Annotated in this window: 17 protein-coding genes; 6 read left to right on the plus strand and 11 right to left on the minus strand. The window is 69.6% G+C overall.

What is annotated here, in order from left to right; translation table 11 throughout:
* Window positions 1-105: 105 nt before the first annotated feature.
* The 6 genes from VEA98_RS10120 to VEA98_RS10145 form a co-directional block, all read right to left on the minus strand.
* Complete coding sequence (locus tag VEA98_RS10120; RefSeq protein ID WP_324813754.1) at window positions 106-957, minus strand: Ku protein; 852 nt, start codon at window positions 955-957, stop codon at window positions 106-108.
* 55 nt (window positions 958-1,012) lie between these two features.
* Window positions 1,013-2,764, minus strand: a complete 1,752-nt coding sequence (locus VEA98_RS10125; RefSeq protein ID WP_324813756.1) for an ATP-binding protein — start codon at window positions 2,762-2,764, stop codon at window positions 1,013-1,015.
* 13 nt (window positions 2,765-2,777) lie between these two features.
* Window positions 2,778-3,302, minus strand: coding sequence for a YfiR family protein (locus VEA98_RS10130; protein WP_324813758.1), 525 nt, complete (start codon window positions 3,300-3,302; stop codon window positions 2,778-2,780).
* A gap of 28 nt (window positions 3,303-3,330) precedes the next feature.
* Window positions 3,331-5,229 carry a TonB-dependent receptor plug domain-containing protein gene (locus VEA98_RS10135; protein WP_324813760.1) on the minus strand — a complete coding sequence of 633 codons (1,899 nt, stop codon included), beginning with the start codon at window positions 5,227-5,229 and terminating at the stop codon, window positions 3,331-3,333.
* A 176-nt stretch (window positions 5,230-5,405) separates the two neighbouring features.
* A complete protein-coding gene (locus VEA98_RS10140) occupies window positions 5,406-7,085 on the minus strand; it encodes a response regulator (RefSeq protein ID WP_324813761.1) in 1,680 nt (559 codons plus the stop codon).
* Complete coding sequence (locus VEA98_RS10145) at window positions 7,082-8,581, minus strand: ATPase domain-containing protein (protein WP_324813763.1); 1,500 nt, start codon at window positions 8,579-8,581, stop codon at window positions 7,082-7,084. The genes VEA98_RS10140 and VEA98_RS10145 overlap by 4 nt, the downstream gene beginning before the upstream one ends.
* Before the next feature lie 255 nt (window positions 8,582-8,836).
* On the opposite strand from VEA98_RS10145, the gene VEA98_RS10150 reads away from it, so the two are divergent.
* On the plus strand, window positions 8,837-10,942 hold the full coding sequence (locus tag VEA98_RS10150) for an energy transducer TonB (RefSeq protein ID WP_324813766.1): 2,106 nt from the start codon (window positions 8,837-8,839) through the stop codon (window positions 10,940-10,942).
* 158 nt (window positions 10,943-11,100) lie between these two features.
* Here VEA98_RS10150 and VEA98_RS10155 read toward each other — a convergent pair whose 3' ends face one another.
* Both VEA98_RS10155 and VEA98_RS10160 read right to left on the minus strand, forming a co-directional pair.
* Complete coding sequence (locus tag VEA98_RS10155; RefSeq protein WP_324813768.1) at window positions 11,101-11,391, minus strand: hypothetical protein; 291 nt, start codon at window positions 11,389-11,391, stop codon at window positions 11,101-11,103.
* Window positions 11,392-11,519: 128 nt separating this feature from the next.
* Window positions 11,520-13,196 carry an alkaline phosphatase family protein gene (locus tag VEA98_RS10160; protein ID WP_324813771.1) on the minus strand — a complete coding sequence of 559 codons (1,677 nt, stop codon included), beginning with the start codon at window positions 13,194-13,196 and terminating at the stop codon, window positions 11,520-11,522.
* A gap of 190 nt (window positions 13,197-13,386) precedes the next feature.
* Here VEA98_RS10160 and VEA98_RS10165 point away from each other — a divergent pair, with 190 nt between their 5' ends.
* Together VEA98_RS10165 and VEA98_RS10170 are read left to right on the plus strand one after the other, a co-directional pair.
* A complete protein-coding gene (locus VEA98_RS10165; RefSeq protein ID WP_324813773.1) occupies window positions 13,387-14,022 on the plus strand; it encodes a DUF4337 domain-containing protein in 636 nt (211 codons plus the stop codon).
* 14 nt (window positions 14,023-14,036) lie between these two features.
* On the plus strand, window positions 14,037-14,438 hold the full coding sequence (locus VEA98_RS10170) for a hypothetical protein (RefSeq protein ID WP_324813776.1): 402 nt from the start codon (window positions 14,037-14,039) through the stop codon (window positions 14,436-14,438).
* 23 nt (window positions 14,439-14,461) lie between these two features.
* Here the strand turns inward: VEA98_RS10170 and VEA98_RS10175 are convergent, their stop codons facing one another.
* The 3 genes from VEA98_RS10175 to groES all read right to left on the minus strand — a co-directional run bounded on the left by VEA98_RS10175 (window position 14,462) and on the right by groES (window position 17,093).
* The gene (locus VEA98_RS10175; protein ID WP_324813780.1) at window positions 14,462-14,788 is read right to left on the minus strand and encodes a DUF3592 domain-containing protein; all 327 of its coding nucleotides are present in this window, start codon (window positions 14,786-14,788) and stop codon (window positions 14,462-14,464) included.
* A 310-nt stretch (window positions 14,789-15,098) separates the two neighbouring features.
* A complete protein-coding gene (gene groL / locus VEA98_RS10180) occupies window positions 15,099-16,751 on the minus strand; it encodes a chaperonin GroEL (protein ID WP_324813783.1) in 1,653 nt (550 codons plus the stop codon).
* Window positions 16,752-16,805: 54 nt separating this feature from the next.
* Entirely contained in the window at window positions 16,806-17,093 is a 288-nt protein-coding gene (gene groES, locus VEA98_RS10185; RefSeq protein WP_324813786.1) for a co-chaperone GroES, read from the minus strand.
* Window positions 17,094-17,493: 400 nt separating this feature from the next.
* On the opposite strand from groES, the gene VEA98_RS10190 reads away from it, so the two are divergent.
* The 3 genes from VEA98_RS10190 to thrS form a co-directional block, all read left to right on the plus strand.
* Complete coding sequence (locus tag VEA98_RS10190) at window positions 17,494-17,943, plus strand: iron-sulfur cluster assembly scaffold protein (protein ID WP_324813788.1); 450 nt, start codon at window positions 17,494-17,496, stop codon at window positions 17,941-17,943.
* 62 nt (window positions 17,944-18,005) lie between these two features.
* On the plus strand, window positions 18,006-18,263 hold the full coding sequence (yidD, locus tag VEA98_RS10195; RefSeq protein ID WP_324813790.1) for a membrane protein insertion efficiency factor YidD: 258 nt from the start codon (window positions 18,006-18,008) through the stop codon (window positions 18,261-18,263).
* Window positions 18,260-19,540, plus strand: a 1,281-nt coding sequence (gene thrS, locus VEA98_RS10200; protein WP_324813792.1) for a threonine--tRNA ligase, incomplete at its 3' end; no start/stop codon positions are given. The genes yidD and thrS, both read left to right, overlap by 4 nt.

Consider the following 19,540-nt stretch of genomic DNA (forward strand, 5'->3'; position numbering starts at 1 on the left):
GCGAAGCGGCGCAACGGTCGTTGTGTCTGAAAGGGCCCCTCCGTCACGGCGCGTATTCGCGCCGCGCCACCTCCCCATCGCTTCGCGACAGGGAGGAGACGGGGTTCACGCCGCCTTCTTCTTCGCAGGGGCCTTCTTCTTCGCCGCCGCCTTCTTCGCCGGCGCCTTGCGCTCGCCGCCCGCCGACCCCTTCAAACTCGCCCGCAGCGCCGCCATCAGGTCCACCACATTGGTGTCGTCCGGTTCGGGCGCCTCGACCAGGCCCTTGCCGCCCTTCTGCTTGGCCTTGACCATCTCCTTCAGGGCTTCGTCATAGCGGTCGCGGAACTCGCTCGGGTCGAACTCCGCCTCCTTCTGGGCGATGATCCGGGTGGCGATGTCGACCATGTCCTTGTCGGCCTTCACCGTCGGAATGTCGTCGAAGAAGTCGGCCGCGTCGCGCACCTCCTCGTGCGGCCGCAGGGTGTAGGCGACCAACCCCTTACCGCGCACCTCCAGCGCGATCTGCCGCTCGCGGTTGCGCAGCACCAGGCAGCCGATGGCGATCTTGCCCGCCGCCTTCATCGAGTCGCGGATGACCGCGAAGGCCTCGGTCCCGACGCCCTTCTCGGGCACCACATAAAAGGGCGAGTCCCAGTACAGCCGGTCGATATCGTCCTCGTCGACGAACTGGCCGATGTCGATGGTGCGGGTCGACTCCAGCTTGACCTTGTCGAAATCCTCGTCGTCGAACAGGACGTATTCGTCCTTCGACACCTCATAGCCCTTGACCAGGTCCGAGCGCTCGACCGGCCCCGTGTCGGGATCGGTCGGCACCATGCGGATGCGGTTGTTGGTCTCGGGATTGATCAGGTGGAAGCTGACGTGGCTCGACGACGACGTCGCCGTGTAGAGCGCCACCGGGCACGTCACCAGCGACAGCTTCAGATGCCCCTGCCAGGTCGGTCTCGCGGCCATGATCGCCTCCGTGTCCACTGTTCGCGGACTCGAACGCGGGCGGCGGCCGATTCGTTCAGGGCTTCGGATCGGAAAGCGTGGCCGCGAGCGCTTCCGACAGGCTTTCGATGCCGTAGGGCTTGGGCAGCAGGCGGAAGGCCTCGCCCGTCGCCGCCGAGGCGGCCTCGCTGAACCCCGTGGTCAGCAGCACCGGCGTCGACGGCATCCGCCGCCGCACCTCCTGGGCCAGTCCCAGCCCGTCCATCTCGCCCGGCATCACCATGTCCGAGAAGATCAGGTCGAAGCCGGGGTCCTGGTCGAGCGCCTCCAGCGCCTCCGCCGCACTGGCCACCCGCACATGGCTGTAGCCGAGGTCGTCGAGCATATGCCCCACGCCGATGGCCACGGCGTCGTCGTCCTCGACCAGAAGCAGCCGCGCGTTGACCTCGCCGGCGCGCGCGGCTCCGCCGGCCGGCGCGGCCGGCGCCTCGCCTGGCGGCGGCGGCGTCTTGTCGGTGCGCGGCAGGCACAGGGTGAAGGTCGTGCCCTGGCCCTCGCGCGATTCGACGCTGATCTCGCCGCCCGACGACTTCACGAAGCCATAGACCTGCGACAGGCCCAGGCCGGTGCCGCGTCCCACCTCCTTGGTGGTGAAGAACGGCTCGAACACGCGCAGCGCCACCGCCTCGGGCATGCCGCCGCCGGTGTCGGCGATGCGCAGGCAGACCATGTCGCCGGCCTCGCCCTCGCCGGCCGCATTGCTGGCCGAGATGATCAGCCGCCCGCCCTGGGGCATGGCGTCGCGCGCATTGACCGCGAGGTTGAGCAGCGCCAGCTCCAGCTCGCCGCGATCCGCCTCGACCGGCCACAGGTCGGAGGGCAGGTCCAGCACCACCTCGATGTCCTCGCGCAGCGACCGCTCCAGCAGGAAGCGCAGCCCCTCGATATGGGCGCGCGCGTCCAGCACCTCGGCCTTCAGCGGCGAACGCCGCGAGAAGGCCAGCAGCTGGCGGGTCAGAGCCGCGCCCCGCTCCACCGCCTGCCGTATGCCGGCGCTCAGGCTTTCGCGTCGCTTCGGATCGCTGGTCCGATCCAGCAGCTCGATGCCGCTGGAGGCGACCATCAGCAGGTTGTTGAAGTCGTGGGCGATGCCGCCGGTCAGCCGGCCGATGGCCTCCATCTTCTGGCTCTGGCGCAGCGCCTCCTCGGCCTTTTCCCGCTCGATCATCTGCTGCTGCAGCAGGCTGTTGGCGCGAACCAGCTCCGCCGCCCGGTCGGCCAGCTGGTGGTTGGCCCGCCTCAGCGCGCCCTGCGCCACGGCCAGAACCACCACCACCAGCGCCGCGAGACCGAGCACCAGCAGCAGTCCGGCGTAGCGGCCGAAGCGCTGCGCCCGCGGCGTTTCCAGAAGCTTCAGGTGGACCACGCCCAGGCTCTGCCCCGCCTCCTCGACCGGTCGGGCGACGAGCAGGCGGCCGTCGTCGAACAGGGTGGCGCGTTCGCTGGACGCCGCCCCGTGGAAGATCGTCTCCCCGTCGCGGACGAAGCTGGCCACCAGCCGGCCGTTCTCGTCATAGACCGCCGCCGCCAGCACGCTGGGATTGACCTGCACCGCATCGACATAGTCCTGGGCCGCCGCGGCGTCGTCGAAGGCCAGCGCCCCGCTGACGGCCGAGGCCAGCAGGTCGGCCTGGGCCCCGGCCTCGCGCGCCGTCTGCACCTTCAGCGCCTGTTCGTTCAGCACCGCGATGGCCACGCCGGCGACCAGCAGCACCAGCAGCGACACCAGGGCCACGACGGGGAAACGGCCATAACGGAGGCGGGCCACCCAGGGCATGGTCTCAGCCCCCCCGCACGCTCAGGGCCAGGTTCAGCAGGCGCGAACTGATCGACAGCCCGGCCCGGGACGCCTGCTGCAGGTCGATGTGGAACCGCACCCGGTTGTCGCTGATGGCGAAGTGGATCATGCCCCGGTCGGCCGGGGGCGCGGCGGCGTCGGTGACCAGCAGGATCGACGGCCGTCCTTCCGGAACCAGACCGGCGCCGCCCTGGCCGACATAGAGGATGTGGCAGCCCGCCGCCGCCTCGCGGCTGTTCGGGCGCCGCACCGCCAGCGGGCGTCCATAGGCCGTCTGGGCCCGCGCCGCGGTCTCCAGGGAGCCACGGAACGGGTCATGCCCGGCGACGCAGATGACCACCGGCGACTGCGCGGTGGCGAAGGCGCGCGGCGGCCATTCGACGAAGGCCGCGAACCGCACCAGGTAGTTGGCCTTGACCGAATATTCGAGGTTCGCCTGCAGGGGCGCGGGCTGCCCCGCGCTGGCGGCGGCCGGAAGCAGGCCGCTCCAGAGGAGGGCGATCAGCACTCGCAAGGCGCCCCGCCCAAGGCCCATGTCAGAAGCTCACCCGCAGCGCGCCGTAGACGCTGCGTCCGAAGACGCGGGCGCGCACCGGATCGGCGGTCTCGACCCGCCGGTCCTCGAGCAGGTTCTGGCCCGTGACCGACAGTTCCAGCCTGTCGGTCAGCCGCCAGCCCAGCCGGGCGTCCGCCTCGACATAGTCGTCGACCGAGGCCAGGGCTCCGACCGCGCGCAGCCGCACGTCGAGCTCCAGCCTGTCCGTCAGGTCGTGCTGCGAGCGCAGCAGCACCTGGTAGTCGGGGTCTTCGCCGATCGAGATCAGCCCGCTGAGATCGTCCAGCGTCACGGTCGGATCATAGTCCTTGGCCAGGGTGCTCACGCCGGCGCTCAGCCGCCACGTCGGCGTCACGTCATAGCCGCCCCAGGCCTCGACGCCCCAGGTCTCCGCCTCGCCGTTGTTGGTCAGGTGCAGCGGCAGGAACACGACGGGCGTCACCGAGACCGTCCGCAGGTCGTCATAGACGTTGTAGAAGGCGTTGATCGAGAACGACAGGTTCGGCAGCGGATTGGCCCGGTAGCCCAGTTCATAGGCCGTGGCCGTCTCGGACTGGAACTCGGCGCCGGTCAGGAAGCCCGGCAGGGTCAGGTCGCGTTCGATCCGGTTGGGGGTGCGCGTCGCCCGGCCGGCCGCGGCCCACAGCAGATCGCCGCCCGGCCGCCGCCAGGCCAGCCGCACATTGGGCAGGAATTCCTGCCCCGAGAAGCTGTTGTCCTCGAATTTGGCGCCCAGCGTCAGGGTCACCCCGCCGCCCAGGTCGATCTGGTCCTGGGCGAAGATGTTGGTCAGCGTCAGCGTCCTCTGGGGCGGGTCGAGGAAGGCCGCGCCGGGCGCCGCGTCGAGGCGGGAGTCGACCACCCTGTGCCCGGCCCCGACGACGAGCCGGTGCCGCCCCGCCTCGAACGACTGCTGCAGCGACACGTCCCAGGTGTCGGACTGCTCCAGTGTGCCGGGCTCCTCGCGCTCGTACCGGTCGTAATAGGCCTGCACCTGCAGGTCGCCGCCCGCCAGCGGCCGCGTCCAACGCCCCAGAACATTGGCGCCGCGCACATGCGTTTCCGTGCCCAGCAGGTCCTCGTTGATCGTCACCTGATTGTCGAAGGCGTCGCCCTGCAGCGTCAGGCGGTTCTCGCCCGCCGACCAGTCGGCCCGCCCCCCGGCCCGCAGGCCCTCGGCGTCGTCATTGGCGCCCTGGCCGGTCAGGGCCCGGCTCTCGGCCCGCGAAAAGCCCATCACCCAGGCGCGCCAGGCGCCGGAGTCGCCCAGGCCGCCGCCGTGGCGCAGGGCGAAATTGGCCTCGTCGTCCCCGGCTCCGACGCTCAGCAGCGTGCCCCGGGTGTCGTTCGCCGAGCGGGTGATGATGTTGATCACCCCGTTCATGGCGTTCGAGCCGTACAGCGCCCCGCCCGGGCCGCTGATCACCTCGATGCGCTCGACGTCCTCCAGCATGACGTCGCGCGCGTCCCAGAACACGCCCGAGCTCAGGGTCGAATAGATGCTGCGCCCGTCGACCAGCACCAGCAGCTTGTTGGAGGTCTCATAGCCGTTGAAGCCGCGGGCGCTGATCGCATAGTCGACCGCATTGACCCGCTGCACGTTCAGGTTCGGCGCCAGCCGCAGCACTTCGGGCAGGGTGGTCGCCCCGGACCGGCGGATGTCGTCGGCGCTGATGACGTAGATCGCCGCCGCCGCGTCGGCCAGCGCCTCGGGCCGTCGCGACACCGAGGTCACCTCCACCATCGCCAGTTCCTCCAGCGACAGCCGCGCGAGGTCCTGGTCCTCGAATCCGGCCTGAATCAGCTGGGTGGCGTTGATCGCCGTCTCGGCCGGCGTCTCCGCCGCCGCGGGCTCGCCGGCCTGGGCGACGGCCGGCATGACAAGAAGAATGGCCGCAGCGGCCCCCCGCCGGAGTTGACGCATCGTATCTGACCCCCCTCGCAATCCTGCGATCGGACAGAACGTCCGGGCCGTCAATCGGTTGCCGGACATAGTCGGCTGTTGTTCCCTTACAATTGCCCAACGGGAGGGGCCCAGTCTTGGGGGTCGTCCGCTCACGTGGCGGCGAAACTGCGCGACAGCTTACGGGCCAGTTCGGCCTGGACGAACGGCTTGTGCACGATCTGGTGATCCCCCACGCCCATCAGCGCCTCGGCGTCGGCGTAGCCCGTGGCGAACAGGATCGGCACCCGCGGCCGCCGCGCCTTCAGCTCCCGCGCCAGGTCCGCCCCGTTCATGCCCGGCATGGCGAAGTCGAGCACGACCGCGCTGATCCCCTCGTGGCGTTCGATCAGGTCCAGCGCCGCGCCCCCGCTGCCCGCCTCGATGACGCTGTAGCCGAGATCGGCCAGCAGGCCCGCGGTGACCTCGCGCACCGCATCGTCGTCGTCGACCACCAGCACGACCAGGTCATCCTCGTGCGCCGGCGGTCCGGCCCCCGCATCCAGAGCCCGGGCCGCGGGCGCGGCGCCCGCCTTGGGCAGGAACACCTTGATGGTCGTGCCCCGTCCCAGTTCGGTCTCGATGCCGACGCCGCCGCCCGACTGTTTGGCCAGGCCGAACACCTGACTCAGGCCCAGGCCCGATCCCTTGCCGACGTCCTTGGTGGTGAAGAAGGGCTCGAAGGCGCGGGCCCGCACCGCGTCGGTCATGCCCGAGCCGGTGTCGCTCACCGCCACCATCACATACTCCCCCGGCGGCGGCGCCTCGGGCGCGTCCGGTTCGCCCAGCACGACATTGGCGGTGCTGATGCCCAGCGATCCGCCGACATCCATGGCGTCGCGCGCATTGATGGCCAGGTTGAGGATGACCAGCTCGATCTGGGTCGGGTCGATCATCGCCGGCCACAGGTCCGCCGCCAGCTGCGGCGCGGCGATCTCCACGCTGCCGCCGATCGTGCTCTGCAGCAGGTCGCGCATGCTCAGCACCGTGTCGTTCAGGTCGACGGGCCGCGGCTCCAGCTTCTGCTGGCGCGAGAAGGCCAGCATCTGGGCCGTCAGGCGAGCGCCGCGTTGCGAGGCTTCGCTCATCATGGCCAACCGGCGGATCAGCACCGGGTCCTCGGCGTGTTTGCGCATCTGTTCGACGTTGCCGAGGATCACCGTCAGCAGGTTGTTGAAGTCGTGCGCGACGCCCGACGTCAGCTGGCCGACCGCCTCCAGCCGCTGGGCCTGGCGCAGGGCCGACTCGACCTTCTCCCGCTCGCCGATCTGGGCCGCCAGCTGGCGGTTGGCCGCCTCCAGCTCGGCGGTGCGTTCCGCCACCCGCCGTTCCAGCGTCGCCTCCGCCCGGCGGATGTCCTCGATCCGCTCGCGCGCCTCGTACTGCCGCCGCCGTCCGCGCAGGGCCGTTCGCACCGCGCTGACCAGCGTCGTCGGATGGAACGGCCGCTCCAGGAAGCTGACGTTGCCCAGCGTCACCGACAGCCGCTGCGCGGCCGGGTTGCGCTCGACGCTGCCGCCGCGCTGGGTCAGCACCACGAAGGGAAAGTCGGACCATGAGGGCTGGGCCTCGATCCACCCCGACAGGCCGGTCAGGTCGCAGTCGCGCAGCGCCTCCTCGACCACCACCGCCAGCCCCGCCCCCTCGTCCAGCCGCTGGCGCAGGCTGTCGAGGCTGTCGCAGACCAGCGCCGGCGCCCCCGCCTCCTTCAGGATGGCGGCCGCGATGGCGGCGTCCCGCCCCGTCGGCGCCAGCACCAGCGCCCGCTCCGACAGCTCCCCCCCGAGACTCATGCGGAGGCGTCGCCCATCAGCCCCGAGCCCTGGCCGACGAAGTTCGGCACCCCGCGCAGCACCCCCTGGAAGCCCTGCAGCGGCTCGCCCATGACCAGTCCGGCCTGGCCGATCTCGTACTCGCGGATGGTCTTCTCATGCCCGCCGGCGCGCTTCTTGATCACCGACACCGCGCGCCGCACATGCCCCAGCGCCTCGAAATAGCGCAGCAGGATCACCGTGTCGGCCAGATAGGTCACGTCCACCGGGGCCTTCATGTCCCCGACCAGCCCGTGCTGGGCCACGGTCAGGAAGGTCGAGGCGCCCTGGCGGTTCAGATACTGCAGCAGCTCGTGGATGTGCAGGACCAGGAACTGCTCCTGCGGCATGGCCGCCTGGTAGCCGTTCAGGCTGTCGATCACGACGGTCCTGATCTGCTTCTCGGCCACGCAGGCGCGGACGCGGGAGGCGAACTCGCCGGGCGACAGCTCGGCCGCGTCGACCTGTTCGACGATCAGCGAGCCGGCCTCGCACATCGCCTCCAGATCGATGCCCAGCCCGCGCATGCGGTTGAACAGCAGGCCCAGCTCCTCGTCGAAGATGAACAGCGCCGCCTTCTCGCCCCGCTTCACCGCCGCCACGGCGAAATTCAGCGCGAACAGCGACTTGCCCGTCCCCGCGGGGCCCAGGATCAGCGCGCTGGAGCCCCGCTCCATGCCCCCGCCCAGCAGGGCGTCCAGCCCCTCGACCCCGCTCGACACCGAGTTGCGCTCGAAGGCCGTGCGGTGCTCGGAGGCGACGATGCGGGGATAGACCTCCAGCCCGCCGGTCTTGATGGTGAAGTCGTGGTAGCCGCCGCGGAAGCGCCGCCCGCGGTATTTGATCACCCGCACCCGCCGCCGCTCGGCGCCGTATTCCGGCGCCAGCTCCTGCAGCTGGATCACCCCATGCGCCACGCTGTGCACCGTCTTGTCGTTGATGTCGGTGGTCAGGTCGTCCAGCAGCAGCACCGTCGCCCCGCGCTTGGCGAAATAGTGCTTCAGCGCCAGCACCTGGCGCCGGTATCTCAGCGACCCCTGGGCCAGCAGCCGTATCTCGGACAGGCTGTCGATGACCACCCGCTTCGGCTCCGCGCGGCTGACCGCGTCGAAGATCATCCGCGTGGTCTCGCCCAGCTCCAGGTCCGAGGAGTACAGCAGGCTCTGCTGCTGCTGCTCGTCCAGCAGGCTCTCCGGCGGCACCAGTTCGAACAGCTCGATGCCCTCCAGCGACCAGTCGTGCGACCGCGCCGTGCCGCGCAGCTCCTCCTCGGTCTCCGACAGGGTGATGTACAGGCACCGCTCGCCCTGCGCCGCCCCCTCCATCAGGAAGCTCATCGCCGCGGTCGTCTTGCCGGTGCCCGGATTGCCCTCGAGCAGATAGATCCGGTCCCGCTCCAGTCCGCCGGCGAGGATGTCGTCGAGCCCGGAAATCCCGAACCGCGCCTCGTTCCCGCCCTTGATCCCGCCGTCCTTCATGCGCCCCTCTCATGGCTCTAGCTGGGCCGTAACGCGCATAAGTCGAGAAGGTTACACAGGGCCGCCCAGGCTCTACTCGGGGGGCGGGCGGCGCGCCTCGGGACGCCTTTGGCCCGTCTGCTCCGGCATTCGGTCCGGGCACGGGCGGCCGACGGACGGACAAGCCGAGCTTGACCATAGCGGGTCGATTCTCCTAATCCGAGCGTCTTCGCCTTGCTTCTGACTTGGCGTGTATTTTGCCGGGCCGGGGGGCTTATGACGGGGATTGGTGCGATCAGGCGGGCGCTCGCCGGCGTCCTCGGCGATGACGCGGCCGGCGTCCAGCTTGAGGAAACGGAACTCAGCGTCCGGGTCACCGGCAAGATCCGCCTGGGTTGGGACTGGTCGGGCGGCTGGAACGAGCTGCCGGGCCCCTGGACCGCGGCCAGGGGACGGCCCGTTTCCCGGATCGAGGACGCCAATCGCGCTCTCGACGACGAGGCGCGAGACATCTTCGATGATGAAGCGGCGGCGCTCTGCGACTGTCCCGAGCGGTGGCAGGCGGGAAAAACCCGACGTCAGGACCTGTCGCCGTGCGGCGTCGAGCTGATCTGCGGGGGCTGCGGGGGCAGCGCTGAGGTCCGCTGCGGATCCTGCAGCGGCGACGGCCAGGTGACCTGTCGCACCTGCCACGGCTCCAGGCGGATGACCTGCCAGTCCTGCCGGGGGAGGGGAAAGAGCAGCGTATACCGCAACCAGGCCTATCACGACGTCACCTGCTCCCCATGCGGCGGCAGCGGCGCCATCAACTGCGGGACCTGCGGTTCATCCGGTCGGGTGCGCTGTGGCAGGTGCAACGCCAGCGGTCGGGTGCCCTGCGATACCTGCGCCGCCAGCGGCGCTGTCACGCGGGTGTTCTCCGGACAGGTCACCGTCACGCCGGCGGTCGCCGTGACCCCCATGGGCGACCTTGCCGAGCCCATCGCCAAACTGCTCAAGCGCCGGCAGGGCGCGGCGGGAGCCTGCGCCCGGTTTGAAACGCCCGGCCGGGAGGTCGGCGAGGCGTCCGCCGAATTCCTGGGCCGCCTGACCGTCCACCAGGTGAATGTTCGCGGGAGCGGCGAAGTCGCCAGCGCCGCCTTTGTCGGCAACCGGCCCGAGGCGTTCCGGATCGACGGCCGCCTCGCAGCCACGGCCCGCTCGTTCGTCGAAAGCGCGAAACGCGCCGCGGAGGGCGGGCGCGCCGCGCTGGAACAACTCGCCGGCTCCCGGCCATGGGTCTCCCAGTTGATCAGCGAGTCCATCGGAGATCACGCCCCGGAGGGTCTGAGGCGCTTCGCGGATGCGGAAGCCCGCCGCGCTCCGGCGGGAGAAATCGGCGACATCATCCGGGAGTTGTTCGCAGAGTCGGTCCACGCCGACGCCGGAGACGTCGTGGGCGACGCCATCAACCGGATCGTCCGGGAGACGCGCCAGGAGCAGGGTCAGGTCGTCAGCGGTTTCATGATCGTGGTCGCCCTGACGGGGTTGGGACTGGGCGTGGCGGCCTTCGCGGCTCTGTTGCTCGACAGCATGTTCCTCACCCTCGATCCGAACGCGGTCGGGGGCTGGAAAGGCATTCTCTCGGTCATCGGCCTGGCGGTCTGGGGCCTGATCGCCTGGATCCTGTTCGGCCGGCGGATGGAGCGGTTCCATCAGCGGGTCGCGGCGCCGAGCGAGCCCGCCGGCGCCCGACGGGAAGCCATCCGGAAGGAGCGGTCGGAAGCCGGCGCCGGTGTTCTGCTGCAGGTCGCGGCGAGCGCCTGTCTGGCCGGCTTCATGATCTTCGCCCCGCCCTGGCCGGTCGTGGTGGCTCCGCCCTCCGCCGCCGCGGCCGCGCCGACCGACGCCGATGCGGCCGCACTCGAAGCCGAAGCGGCCCGGGTGGCCGAGCTCGCCGCGGCGACGCTCCCGCCCGCCGTTCCCGCCGAACCGGTCACGGAGCCGGACCCGGCGTCGCTCGACGCCGAGGCGCCGGAGCAGGAGGACGCCTCGGCGGCGGCCTCGCCCGACGGTTTCTCCCCGAACGAGGCGGCGACCCCCACCCGGAAGGACGGTCCCGTCGAGATCCGCAATCCGAGCTGGCGACGACCGCCCTCGGTCGAGTTTCCGGAACGCGCCATAAGCCGCGGTCTGGAGTCCGGCGTCGTCGAGTTGACGTGTGCCGCCACCCCGGCCGGGGGCCTCGCCGCCTGTGAAATCCTCTCCGAGACGCCGGAGGGGGTCGGCTTCGGCCAGGCTGCGCTGAACGGCGCGAGGCGGGCCCGGCTGAACCCCCGCCAGGAGGACGGGGATGCGGTGGGCTCGCGGGTCCGGTTTGCGGTGCGGTTCTCCCTGCAGTAGCCCCGGGACCGGCGGCTTCGGCGCGCCCGGGAACGGCCAGGTCTCCTCCCTGTCGCTTGCGATGGGGAGGGGGACCCCGACCCGAAGGGCGGCGCGTAGCAGTCAAGGGGTGGAGGGGTGGAGGAGAGCGCACCGCGCCCCGGTGAGACACCGCCGCGCTACGCCCCCTCCAGCACCCCCAGCACCGCCCCGAACAGCGCCTGCGCCTCCCGGTCGCCCAGCGCCTCGAAGTCCACCCCGGCCGTCATCCGCTCCAGCCGCCGCACCACCTCTCCGCAGTCCGCCCGCGCCCCGGGCGCCGTCTCCAGCACCCATTCGGCGATGGCGGCGATGCTCTGCAGCGCCTCCTGGTCGGTCATCTGACCGCCCTCCAGCCGGGCTGCCGCCGCGATCTCCCCGATCTCGCGCAGGGCGCGGCGGCAGGTCTGGGGATCGCGGGAGGTGGTCATCCGAACCAAACGCCCAGACATCCCCACCTGATCCGCTCATCCCCGGAAAGGGGGGGGCCAGTCCTTTGGGCGCCGCAGGTCTGCAGCGTGACTTGGTTGCGGCTCACCCCAGGCGTGGGGCTGCGGGACTACCGGCCGGCCGCCGCCTCCGTCGCCGGGCAGTCGCGCGCCAGCGGAGACAGGGCCAGGCAGCGGCCGTCCAGGTCATCCGGAACCGGCAAGCCGACCGCGTTGGCGAGGGTCGGAGCGATATCCACCGTGCGCACCGGCAGGGTGCGCTCCTGTCCGGCCTGACCGGCGCTCCAGAAGATCATCGGCACCCGGCGGTCATGGTCCCACGGCGTGCCGTGCCCGGCGAGGTAGCCGCCCACGGACCCGGGGAACGGCGATACGCCCGGCTCAAGGGCGAAGATCACGTCCGCCGAGCGCACCGGCACCGTGCTGAGCGCGATCCGCTGGCGCAGGTCCAGATCCTCTGGATGGATGTCGCGGGCCGCCGACGGCGTCGCGACAAGTTCGTCGATGGTGAAGGCGCCCGCCACCCCCGGCTCGTCCCGCAGGAGGGCAGCGACCGCGGTGGCGATGTCGCCCCGCAGGGACTCGGGCAGGGCCCCGCCGTCGCCGAGGATATAGATGTTGGTGCCATCGGACTTCAACGGGTCGAAGCCGAGTTCGAAACGGGCGCGCACGGCTGCGTTGAGGCGGCCCATCAGGCCGGGGTCCATCCGGCCGGCCTCTGGATAGCCCCGCGCGGCCAACCGTTCGGCGAAGTCGGAGCCCCCGTGGTCCGCCGTCAGTACCACCAGGGTCCCCGGGATTTCCCGCAATTCCGCGATCAGCCGGCCCATGGCCGCATCCATGCGCAGCATCTGCTGGCACATCTCGGGCCCCTGCGATCCGTACCGGTGGCCGATCCGGTCGGTGCCGGACAGGCTGATCCCCAGCAGGTCGACCGACGGGCCGCGCCCCAGGTGCTGCTCGCGCAGCAGGGTGATCGCTGCGTCCACGGTCAGTTCGTCCAGCAGCGGCGAGGTGTCAACGGTCAGGCGTTGGGGCGGCACGACCGAATGGAAGATGCCGTCGCCGATTGCCCAGTCGCCGGCCAGGGCGGCGCAGCGCCCCTCCATGGGAGCCCACAGCGCCGGCCGCGTTTCCATCCGCGCCCGCAGGGCGGCGTTCAACTCCGCCATCGGCCGGAGGCGGTCGGCGGCTTCCTCGCCGGGCCGGAGATAGGTGGTGAAGCCGAAGCCGTCGGCCCACCAGAAGCTGCCGTCCGCATGGGATCCGGCCAGGTTGATGGCGCCGCGGTCCTTGCCCGAAACCGCGAACACGCGGCCGTCGGGGTGCGCGGCCTTCAGCCAGTCGCCGAGGCCGCTGGCGCGCAGGTTGTCCGGTCCGACCGGCCCGTTGTCGCCCTCGCCGCCGTCGGCCAGCCGGTTCGCCGGCGCGGCAAGGCAGTAGATCTCCTCGCGCGTGGCCCGGTCGATCCAGTCGTTGGCTGCTATGCCGGTGCGGTTGGGGTGCACGCCGGTCAGCACGGTCGAATGGCCGGGACAGGTCTCGGTCATGCCGTGGGTCTGATAGCCGTTGGGATAGACCAACCCCTCATCCGCCAGCACGCGCAGGCCGGCGGTAAACGCCGGCCGGTACTGGTTGAACAGGTCGCTGCCGAACTGGTCGATGACGACGGTCACGATGAGGCGCGGGGGCGGCGGCTCGCCGTCAGGTTGGGCCTGAGCCATGGCGGGCGCGGCTCCCAGCGCCAAGGCCAGCGCCAGTCCGGCGCCGATCCGCAGACGGTCCATCCTCATCCCCCCATCGCCGGTTCAGCGTCCAAACCACGCCGAAGGCAGGAGAATTTCCCGCCCCCATGACTCCGTAGAGGAGGGGGAATGGCGACTCAAGGGCCGGGCGCGGGAGGCACGCGGCCCACAACGCTTGATTTTACGACCCGGGGCGGCGACGGTCGGGTGAGGGACAATGCCGGGGGGCTTCATGGATTCGCAGGACGCAGCCGATCTGATTTCGGAAATGGCCGAGGAGAAGGCCGAGCACGCCGACGCCGACCGGTTCCGAAACCGGGCCGCACTGCTCATCGCCGTGTTGGCGGCCGTGCTGGCCATCGGCGGGATGGGCGGCGGCAACGCGACCGACGACATGATCGCCAGCAACATCCAGGCCAGCGACACTTGGGCCTTCTTCCAGGCCAAGAATATCCGCCAGACGGCCTATGAGATCGGCCTGGAAGAGATCGATACGGCCCTGACCGAAAGTGGACTGTCGCCGGCGCGGCGCGAACGGCTGGAGGCCCGTCGGGCCGACTACGTCGCCACCATCGCCCGGTACGACAGCGAGCCGGATGCGGCTGCCCCGGACGATCCCCTGCGAGGCGAAGGCAAGAAGCAGATCAGCGCCCGGGCGAAGCATTTCGAGGCCCAGTTTGAGATCGCCTCGCAGCGCGACAACAATTTCGACTTGGCCGAGGTGTGCCTCCAACTGGCCCTGGTGCTGGGATCGGTCGCGATTCTGGCCCTCAACCGGCCGGTGCTGCTGGCCTCGGCCGGTCTCGGAGTCGCTGGCGCGTTGCTGACGCTCAACGGCTTCCTGCTGCTGGTCCCCCTGCCCTTGTGATCGCCGGAGTTCCCATGGCGCACGCCGCCCTGCTTGACCGCCTCGCCGCGCCACTCGTCGCGGCCGGCCTCTGTCTGCCGCTGGGCGGTTGCCTCGAGCCCGAGGTCGACCGCATCCGTGATCCGGTCGAGAAGGCGGCCTGGCACTGCCGTTACGTGCTCGAACGGGCCATCGCCACGACGGAGCAGTTAAGTCCAGACGGGGTTCTGCGCCGCCGCATCGCCACCTTCGCCGACCCGGCCGTCCAGCGCACCGGGGACGTGGTCCGTTTTGCCTGGGCCCCAGGCGCGATCACCGAGGACGACGGCCCCGGAACCCACGGCGGCGATTGCGTGATGGACGTCGCCGACGGCCAGCAGTTGGTGGTCAGCGCGACGCTTGACGGCGCGCCGCTCCATGCCGGTTTCCGCTTCTGACGATGGTGCTGTGACCGCCCGCGCTACCGCGGCGGGCAGGCGTGGCCGACTTCGTAGACCTCGGTTTCCGTAGATTTCGCGGGGTCGTGGCAAACGGTGACCGGTGCGCCCTGCAGGAAGTCGTCGCTGACGTCGCCGGCCTTGGTCGATTGATCGCTGAGCGTCTCCCCGTTCACCGCATAGGTGAAGTGCACCACGGTCGAGGAGTCGTCCGACTCGGAATCGGTCTGGACCACCACCCGTGTCACCTGGCCCGGCGCGCTGGCGGTCAGCTTGGCCAGCCGACGGCCTTCGAAATAGACGGCGGCGAAGACCAGCACGGCCACCCCGGCCAGGATGCCGGCAATCATGAGAGTACGCTTCAGCATCCGAAAGGTCCTGAACGAAAGGCCGGCTCCCCCGCGGCGTCGGCGACAACGACCAAAGCCCCACAACCCTAACGCGGGGTTAAGCCTGTCATCACGCCACTCGGTTGTCGACCGCGGCCACGAGAAATCCACAACCGCCCATCCATGCTCTGGCCTGACCCGCCGGCCATCGCGCGTCGGCAACAGCCGAAGGTCTCCGACGAATCGAGACGCTGAAGTCAAGAAAAAGGGCGGGCCCGTCTCCGGACCCGCCCTCTTCTGTTTCAGCTTTAGCTAGCCGAGCGACGCGGACTTAAAAGTCCATGTCGCCCATGCCGCCCATGCCGCCGCCCATGCCGCCGCCCTGGCCGCCGGCCGAGGCCTTCTTGGGCGCGTCGGCCACCGCGGCTTCGGTGGTGATCATGATGCCGGCCACGGAGGCGGCGTCCTGCAGGGCGGTGCGGACCACCTTGGCGGGGTCGATGACGCCCATGGCGACCAGGTCGCCGTACTCTTCCGTCTGGGCGTTGAAGCCGTAGGTGGCCGAAGAGTTCTCCAGCACCTTGCCGACCACGATCGAACCCTCGACGCCGGCGTTCTCCACGATCTGCCGGATCGGGGCCTGGATGGCGCGGCGGATGATGGCGATGCCGGCGGTCTGGTCGGCGTTGTCGCCGGTCAGGCCTTCCAGCGCGCGGGTCGCCTTCAGCAGGGCGATGCCGCCGCCCGGGACGATGCCTTCCTCGACCGCCGCGCGGGTGGCGTTGAGGGCGTCGTCGACGCGGTCCTTCTTCTCCTTGACCTCGACCTCGGTCGAGCCGCCGACGCGGATCACCGCGACGCCGCCGGCCAGCTTGGCCAGACGCTCCTGCAGCTTCTCCTTGTCGTAGTCCGAGGTGGTGTCCTCGATCTGCTTCTTGATCTGCGAGACGCGGGCCTCGATGGCGTCCTTCTCACCGGCGCCGTCGACGATGGTGGTGTCGTCCTTGGTGATGGTGACCTTCTTGGCCTTGCCGAGCATGTCGAGGGTGACGTTCTCCAGCTTGATGCCGAGGTCTTCCGAGATGACCTGGCCGCCGGTCAGGACGGCGATGTCCTCCAGCATCGCCTTGCGGCGGTCGCCGAAACCCGGGGCCTTGACGGCGGCGACGCGCAGGCCGCCACGCAGCTTGTTGACCACCAGCGTGGCCAGGGCCTCGCCCTCGATGTCCTCGGCGATGATGACCAGCGGGCGGCCGCTTTGGACGACGGCTTCCAGGATCGGCAGCATGGCCTGCAGCGAGGAGAGCTTCTTCTCGAACAGCAGGATGAGCGGCTCCTCGAGCTGGGCCTCCATCTTGTCGGCGTTGGTGATGAAGTAGGGGCTCAGATAGCCGCGGTCGAACTGCATGCCCTCGACGACGTCCAGCTCGGTCTCGGCGGTCTTGGCTTCCTCGACAGTGATGACGCCTTCGTTGCCGACCTTCTCCATCGCCTTGGCGATCATCTCGCCGACCTCGATGTCGCCGTTGGCCGAGATGGTGCCGACCTGGGCGATTTCCGAGTTGGTGGTGACCTTCTTGGCCGAGCTCTTGATCTCTTCGACCACCTTGGCGACGGCCTTGTCGATGCCGCGCTTCAGGTCCATCGGGTTCATGCCGGCCGCGACCGACTTCAGGCCCTCGGTGACGATGGCCTGGGCCAGCACGGTGGCGGTGGTGGTGCCGTCGCCGGCCTTGTCGTTGGTCTTGGAGGCGACTTCACGGATCAGCTGGGCGCCGAGGTTCTCGAACTTGTCGGCCAGCTCGATCTCCTTGGCCACCGAGACGCCGTCCTTGGTGGAGCGCGGGGCGCCGAAGGACTTTTCGATGACCACGTTGCGGCCCTTGGGGCCGAGGGTGACCTTCACCGCGTTGGCGAGGGTGTTGACGCCGCGCAGCATGCGGTCGCGCGCGTCGGAAGCGAAATAGACGTCTTTAGCCGCCATGTTCGTGTGCTTTCTCTCTGAATTCTGTGTGGGTTGAAGGGGTTAGCGCTCAGCTCACTCGACGACGCCGAGGATGTCGCTTTCCTTCATGATCAGGAGGTCTTCGCCCTCGAGCTTGATCTCGGTGCCCGACCACTTGCCGAACAGGATGCGGTCGCCGGCCTTCACATCCATCTTGATGTAGTCGCCGTCTTCGTCGCGGGCGCCGGGGCCGACGCTGATGACTTCGCCTTCCTGCGGCTTTTCCTTGGCGGTGTCGGGGATGATGATCCCGCCCTTGGTCTTCTCTTCTTCCTCGACGCGGCGAACGAGCACGCGGTCTCCCAGAGGACGAAACGCCATTGGTATTTTCTCCGTCGGAGCGTTTGTGAATTCGGATGCGCTGAACGCTCCCAGGCCCAGGGCTTTAGCAGCCACGGGGTGAGAGTGCTAACGACGGCGGGCAGGTAAGAGTGGGGCGTCGGCGAGTCAAGCGCGGCGGGCGCGGATTTAGGGGGCGATCCCGCCAGACCCGCTGGCGTCAGGCGGGGCGTCGTACGAAATGCGAGTGTCATCCCGGACGGCCTGCAAGGCCGATCCGGGACCCAGGGATGCCGTGCGCCGGCCCTGGGTCCCGGCTCTCCGCTTCGCTACGGCCGGGATGACACGGGGTTCGGAAACTCCCGTATCGAGCCTTCGACCTGCCAGCCCTCCGACCGGAAGAGGCTCCTACTTTCTTCCGGGGAGCCCTATATCGGAGCCCATGATCGACGACCTCTATTCGCAGAAGGTGCTGAAGCTGGCCGCCAACATGCCGCGCGCCGGGCGCCTGGCCGCGCCGCACGGCACGGCCGAGAAGGTGGCCAAGCTCTGCGGCAGCCGGGTGGTGGTCGATGTCGCCCTCGACGGGGAGCGGGTGGTCGATTTCGCCCAGGACGTGAAGGCCTGCGCGCTGGGTCAGGCGTCGGCGGCGGTGCTGGGCGCGAACGTCATCGGCGCCACGCTGCCGGAGCTGGAGTTGGCCCGCGACCAGTTCAAGGCTATGCTGAAAGCGGGCGGTGCGCCGCCCGACGGACGTTTTTCGGATCTTTCCATGCTCGCCCTGGTCAAGGATTACCCCGCGCGGCACGCCTCCACGCTCCTGGCGTTCGAGGCCGTGACGGAGGCTGTGCGCCAGGCGACCACGCGAACTAGCCCCGCCGGCGCGGCTTGATCCTGACGTAAGTTGCAGGTCTAAGCGCTCGCGACGACACCCGCGAAAACTTAAGCGCCGGCATGAGCTTCTTCCAACGCTGCGTCACGGGCGCCTTGCGCGCCTACAAGCTGACGCTCTCGCCCCTGATCGGGCCGAGCTGCCGGTTCGCTCCCACCTGTTCGGAGTACGCAGCTGAGGCCCTGATCGCACACGGGCCGTTGCGCGGATCCTTCCTGGCCGCCCGGCGCCTGTGTCGCTGCAATCCCTGGGGCGGTTCCGGGTATGACCCCGTGCCGCCCCCGCGCCAAGGCGCGCGGAAATGGACGACTGAGACATGATTGACCTTATCTTCCCCGACGGCTCCCAGCGACAGGTGGAGCCTGGCCAGACGGGGCGCGACATCGCCGCCTCGATCTCCAAGTCCCTCGAGAAGAAGGCGGCCCTCGTCCGCCTCGACGGCGAACTGCTGGACCTCGACCGCCCGCTGCCCAAGGGCGGCAGGTTCGAGATCCTGACGCGCGACCACCCGGACGTGCTGGAGACCATCCGCCACGACGTCAGCCACATCATGGCCGAGGCCGTGCAGGAGCTCTTCCCCGGCACCCAGGTGACGATCGGCCCCTCGATCGAGGACGGCTTCTACTACGACTTCGCCCGCGACGAGCCCTTCAGCCTCGACGATCTCGCCAAGATCGAGGCGCGCATGAAGGAGATCGTCGACCGCGACGAGAAGATCGTGCGCGAGGAGTGGGACCGAGACGAGGCGGTGAAGCACTTCGGCGAGATCGGCGAGAAGTATAAGGCCGAGATCATCCGCGATCTGCCGGCCGGCGAGACGATCACGGTCTACCGCCAGGGCCAGTGGAAGGATCTCTGCCGCGGGCCGCACCTGCCGTCGACGAAGACGGCCGGCAAGGCCTTCAAGCTGACCAAGCTCGCCGGTGCCTACTGGCGGGGCGACCATCGCAACCCGATGCTGCAGCGGATCTACGGCACGGCCTGGGCCTCGGAAGAGGACCTGGAAGCGCATCTGAAGCGCCTGGAGGAGGCCGAGAAGCGCGACCACCGCAAGATCGGCCAGGCCATGGACCTTTTCCACATCCAGGAAGAGGGCAAGGGGATGGTCTTCTGGCATCCCAAGGGCTGGACCCTCTACCGGACGCTGCAGAACTACATTCGCCGCAACCTCGAGGCCGAGGGCTATGTGGAGGTGAAGACGCCGCAGATCCTCGACCGCTCGCTCTGGGAGAAGTCAGGCCACTGGGACAAGTTCCACGCCTCGATGTTCACCTGCGAGACGGATGAAGGCGAGGTTCTGGCGGTCAAGCCGATGAACTGCCCGGGCCACGTGCAGATCTTCAACCACGGACAGCGCAGCTATCGCGAGCTGCCGATCCGCATGGCCGAGTTCGACGGCCTGCACCGCTACGAAGCCTCCGGCGGCCTGCACGGCATCCTGCGGGTGCGCGGCATGGCGCAGGACGACGCCCACATCTTCTGCCGCGAGGACCAGATCGTCGAGGAGACGGCCAGGTTCGTGGAGCTGACGCGGATGATCCACGCCGACCTCGGCATGGAGACGGCCTATATCAACCTGGCCACGCGGCCGGAGGTG

The organism is Brevundimonas sp. (assembly GCF_035627055.1).
Taxonomy (GTDB): Bacteria; Pseudomonadota; Alphaproteobacteria; order Caulobacterales; family Caulobacteraceae; genus Brevundimonas.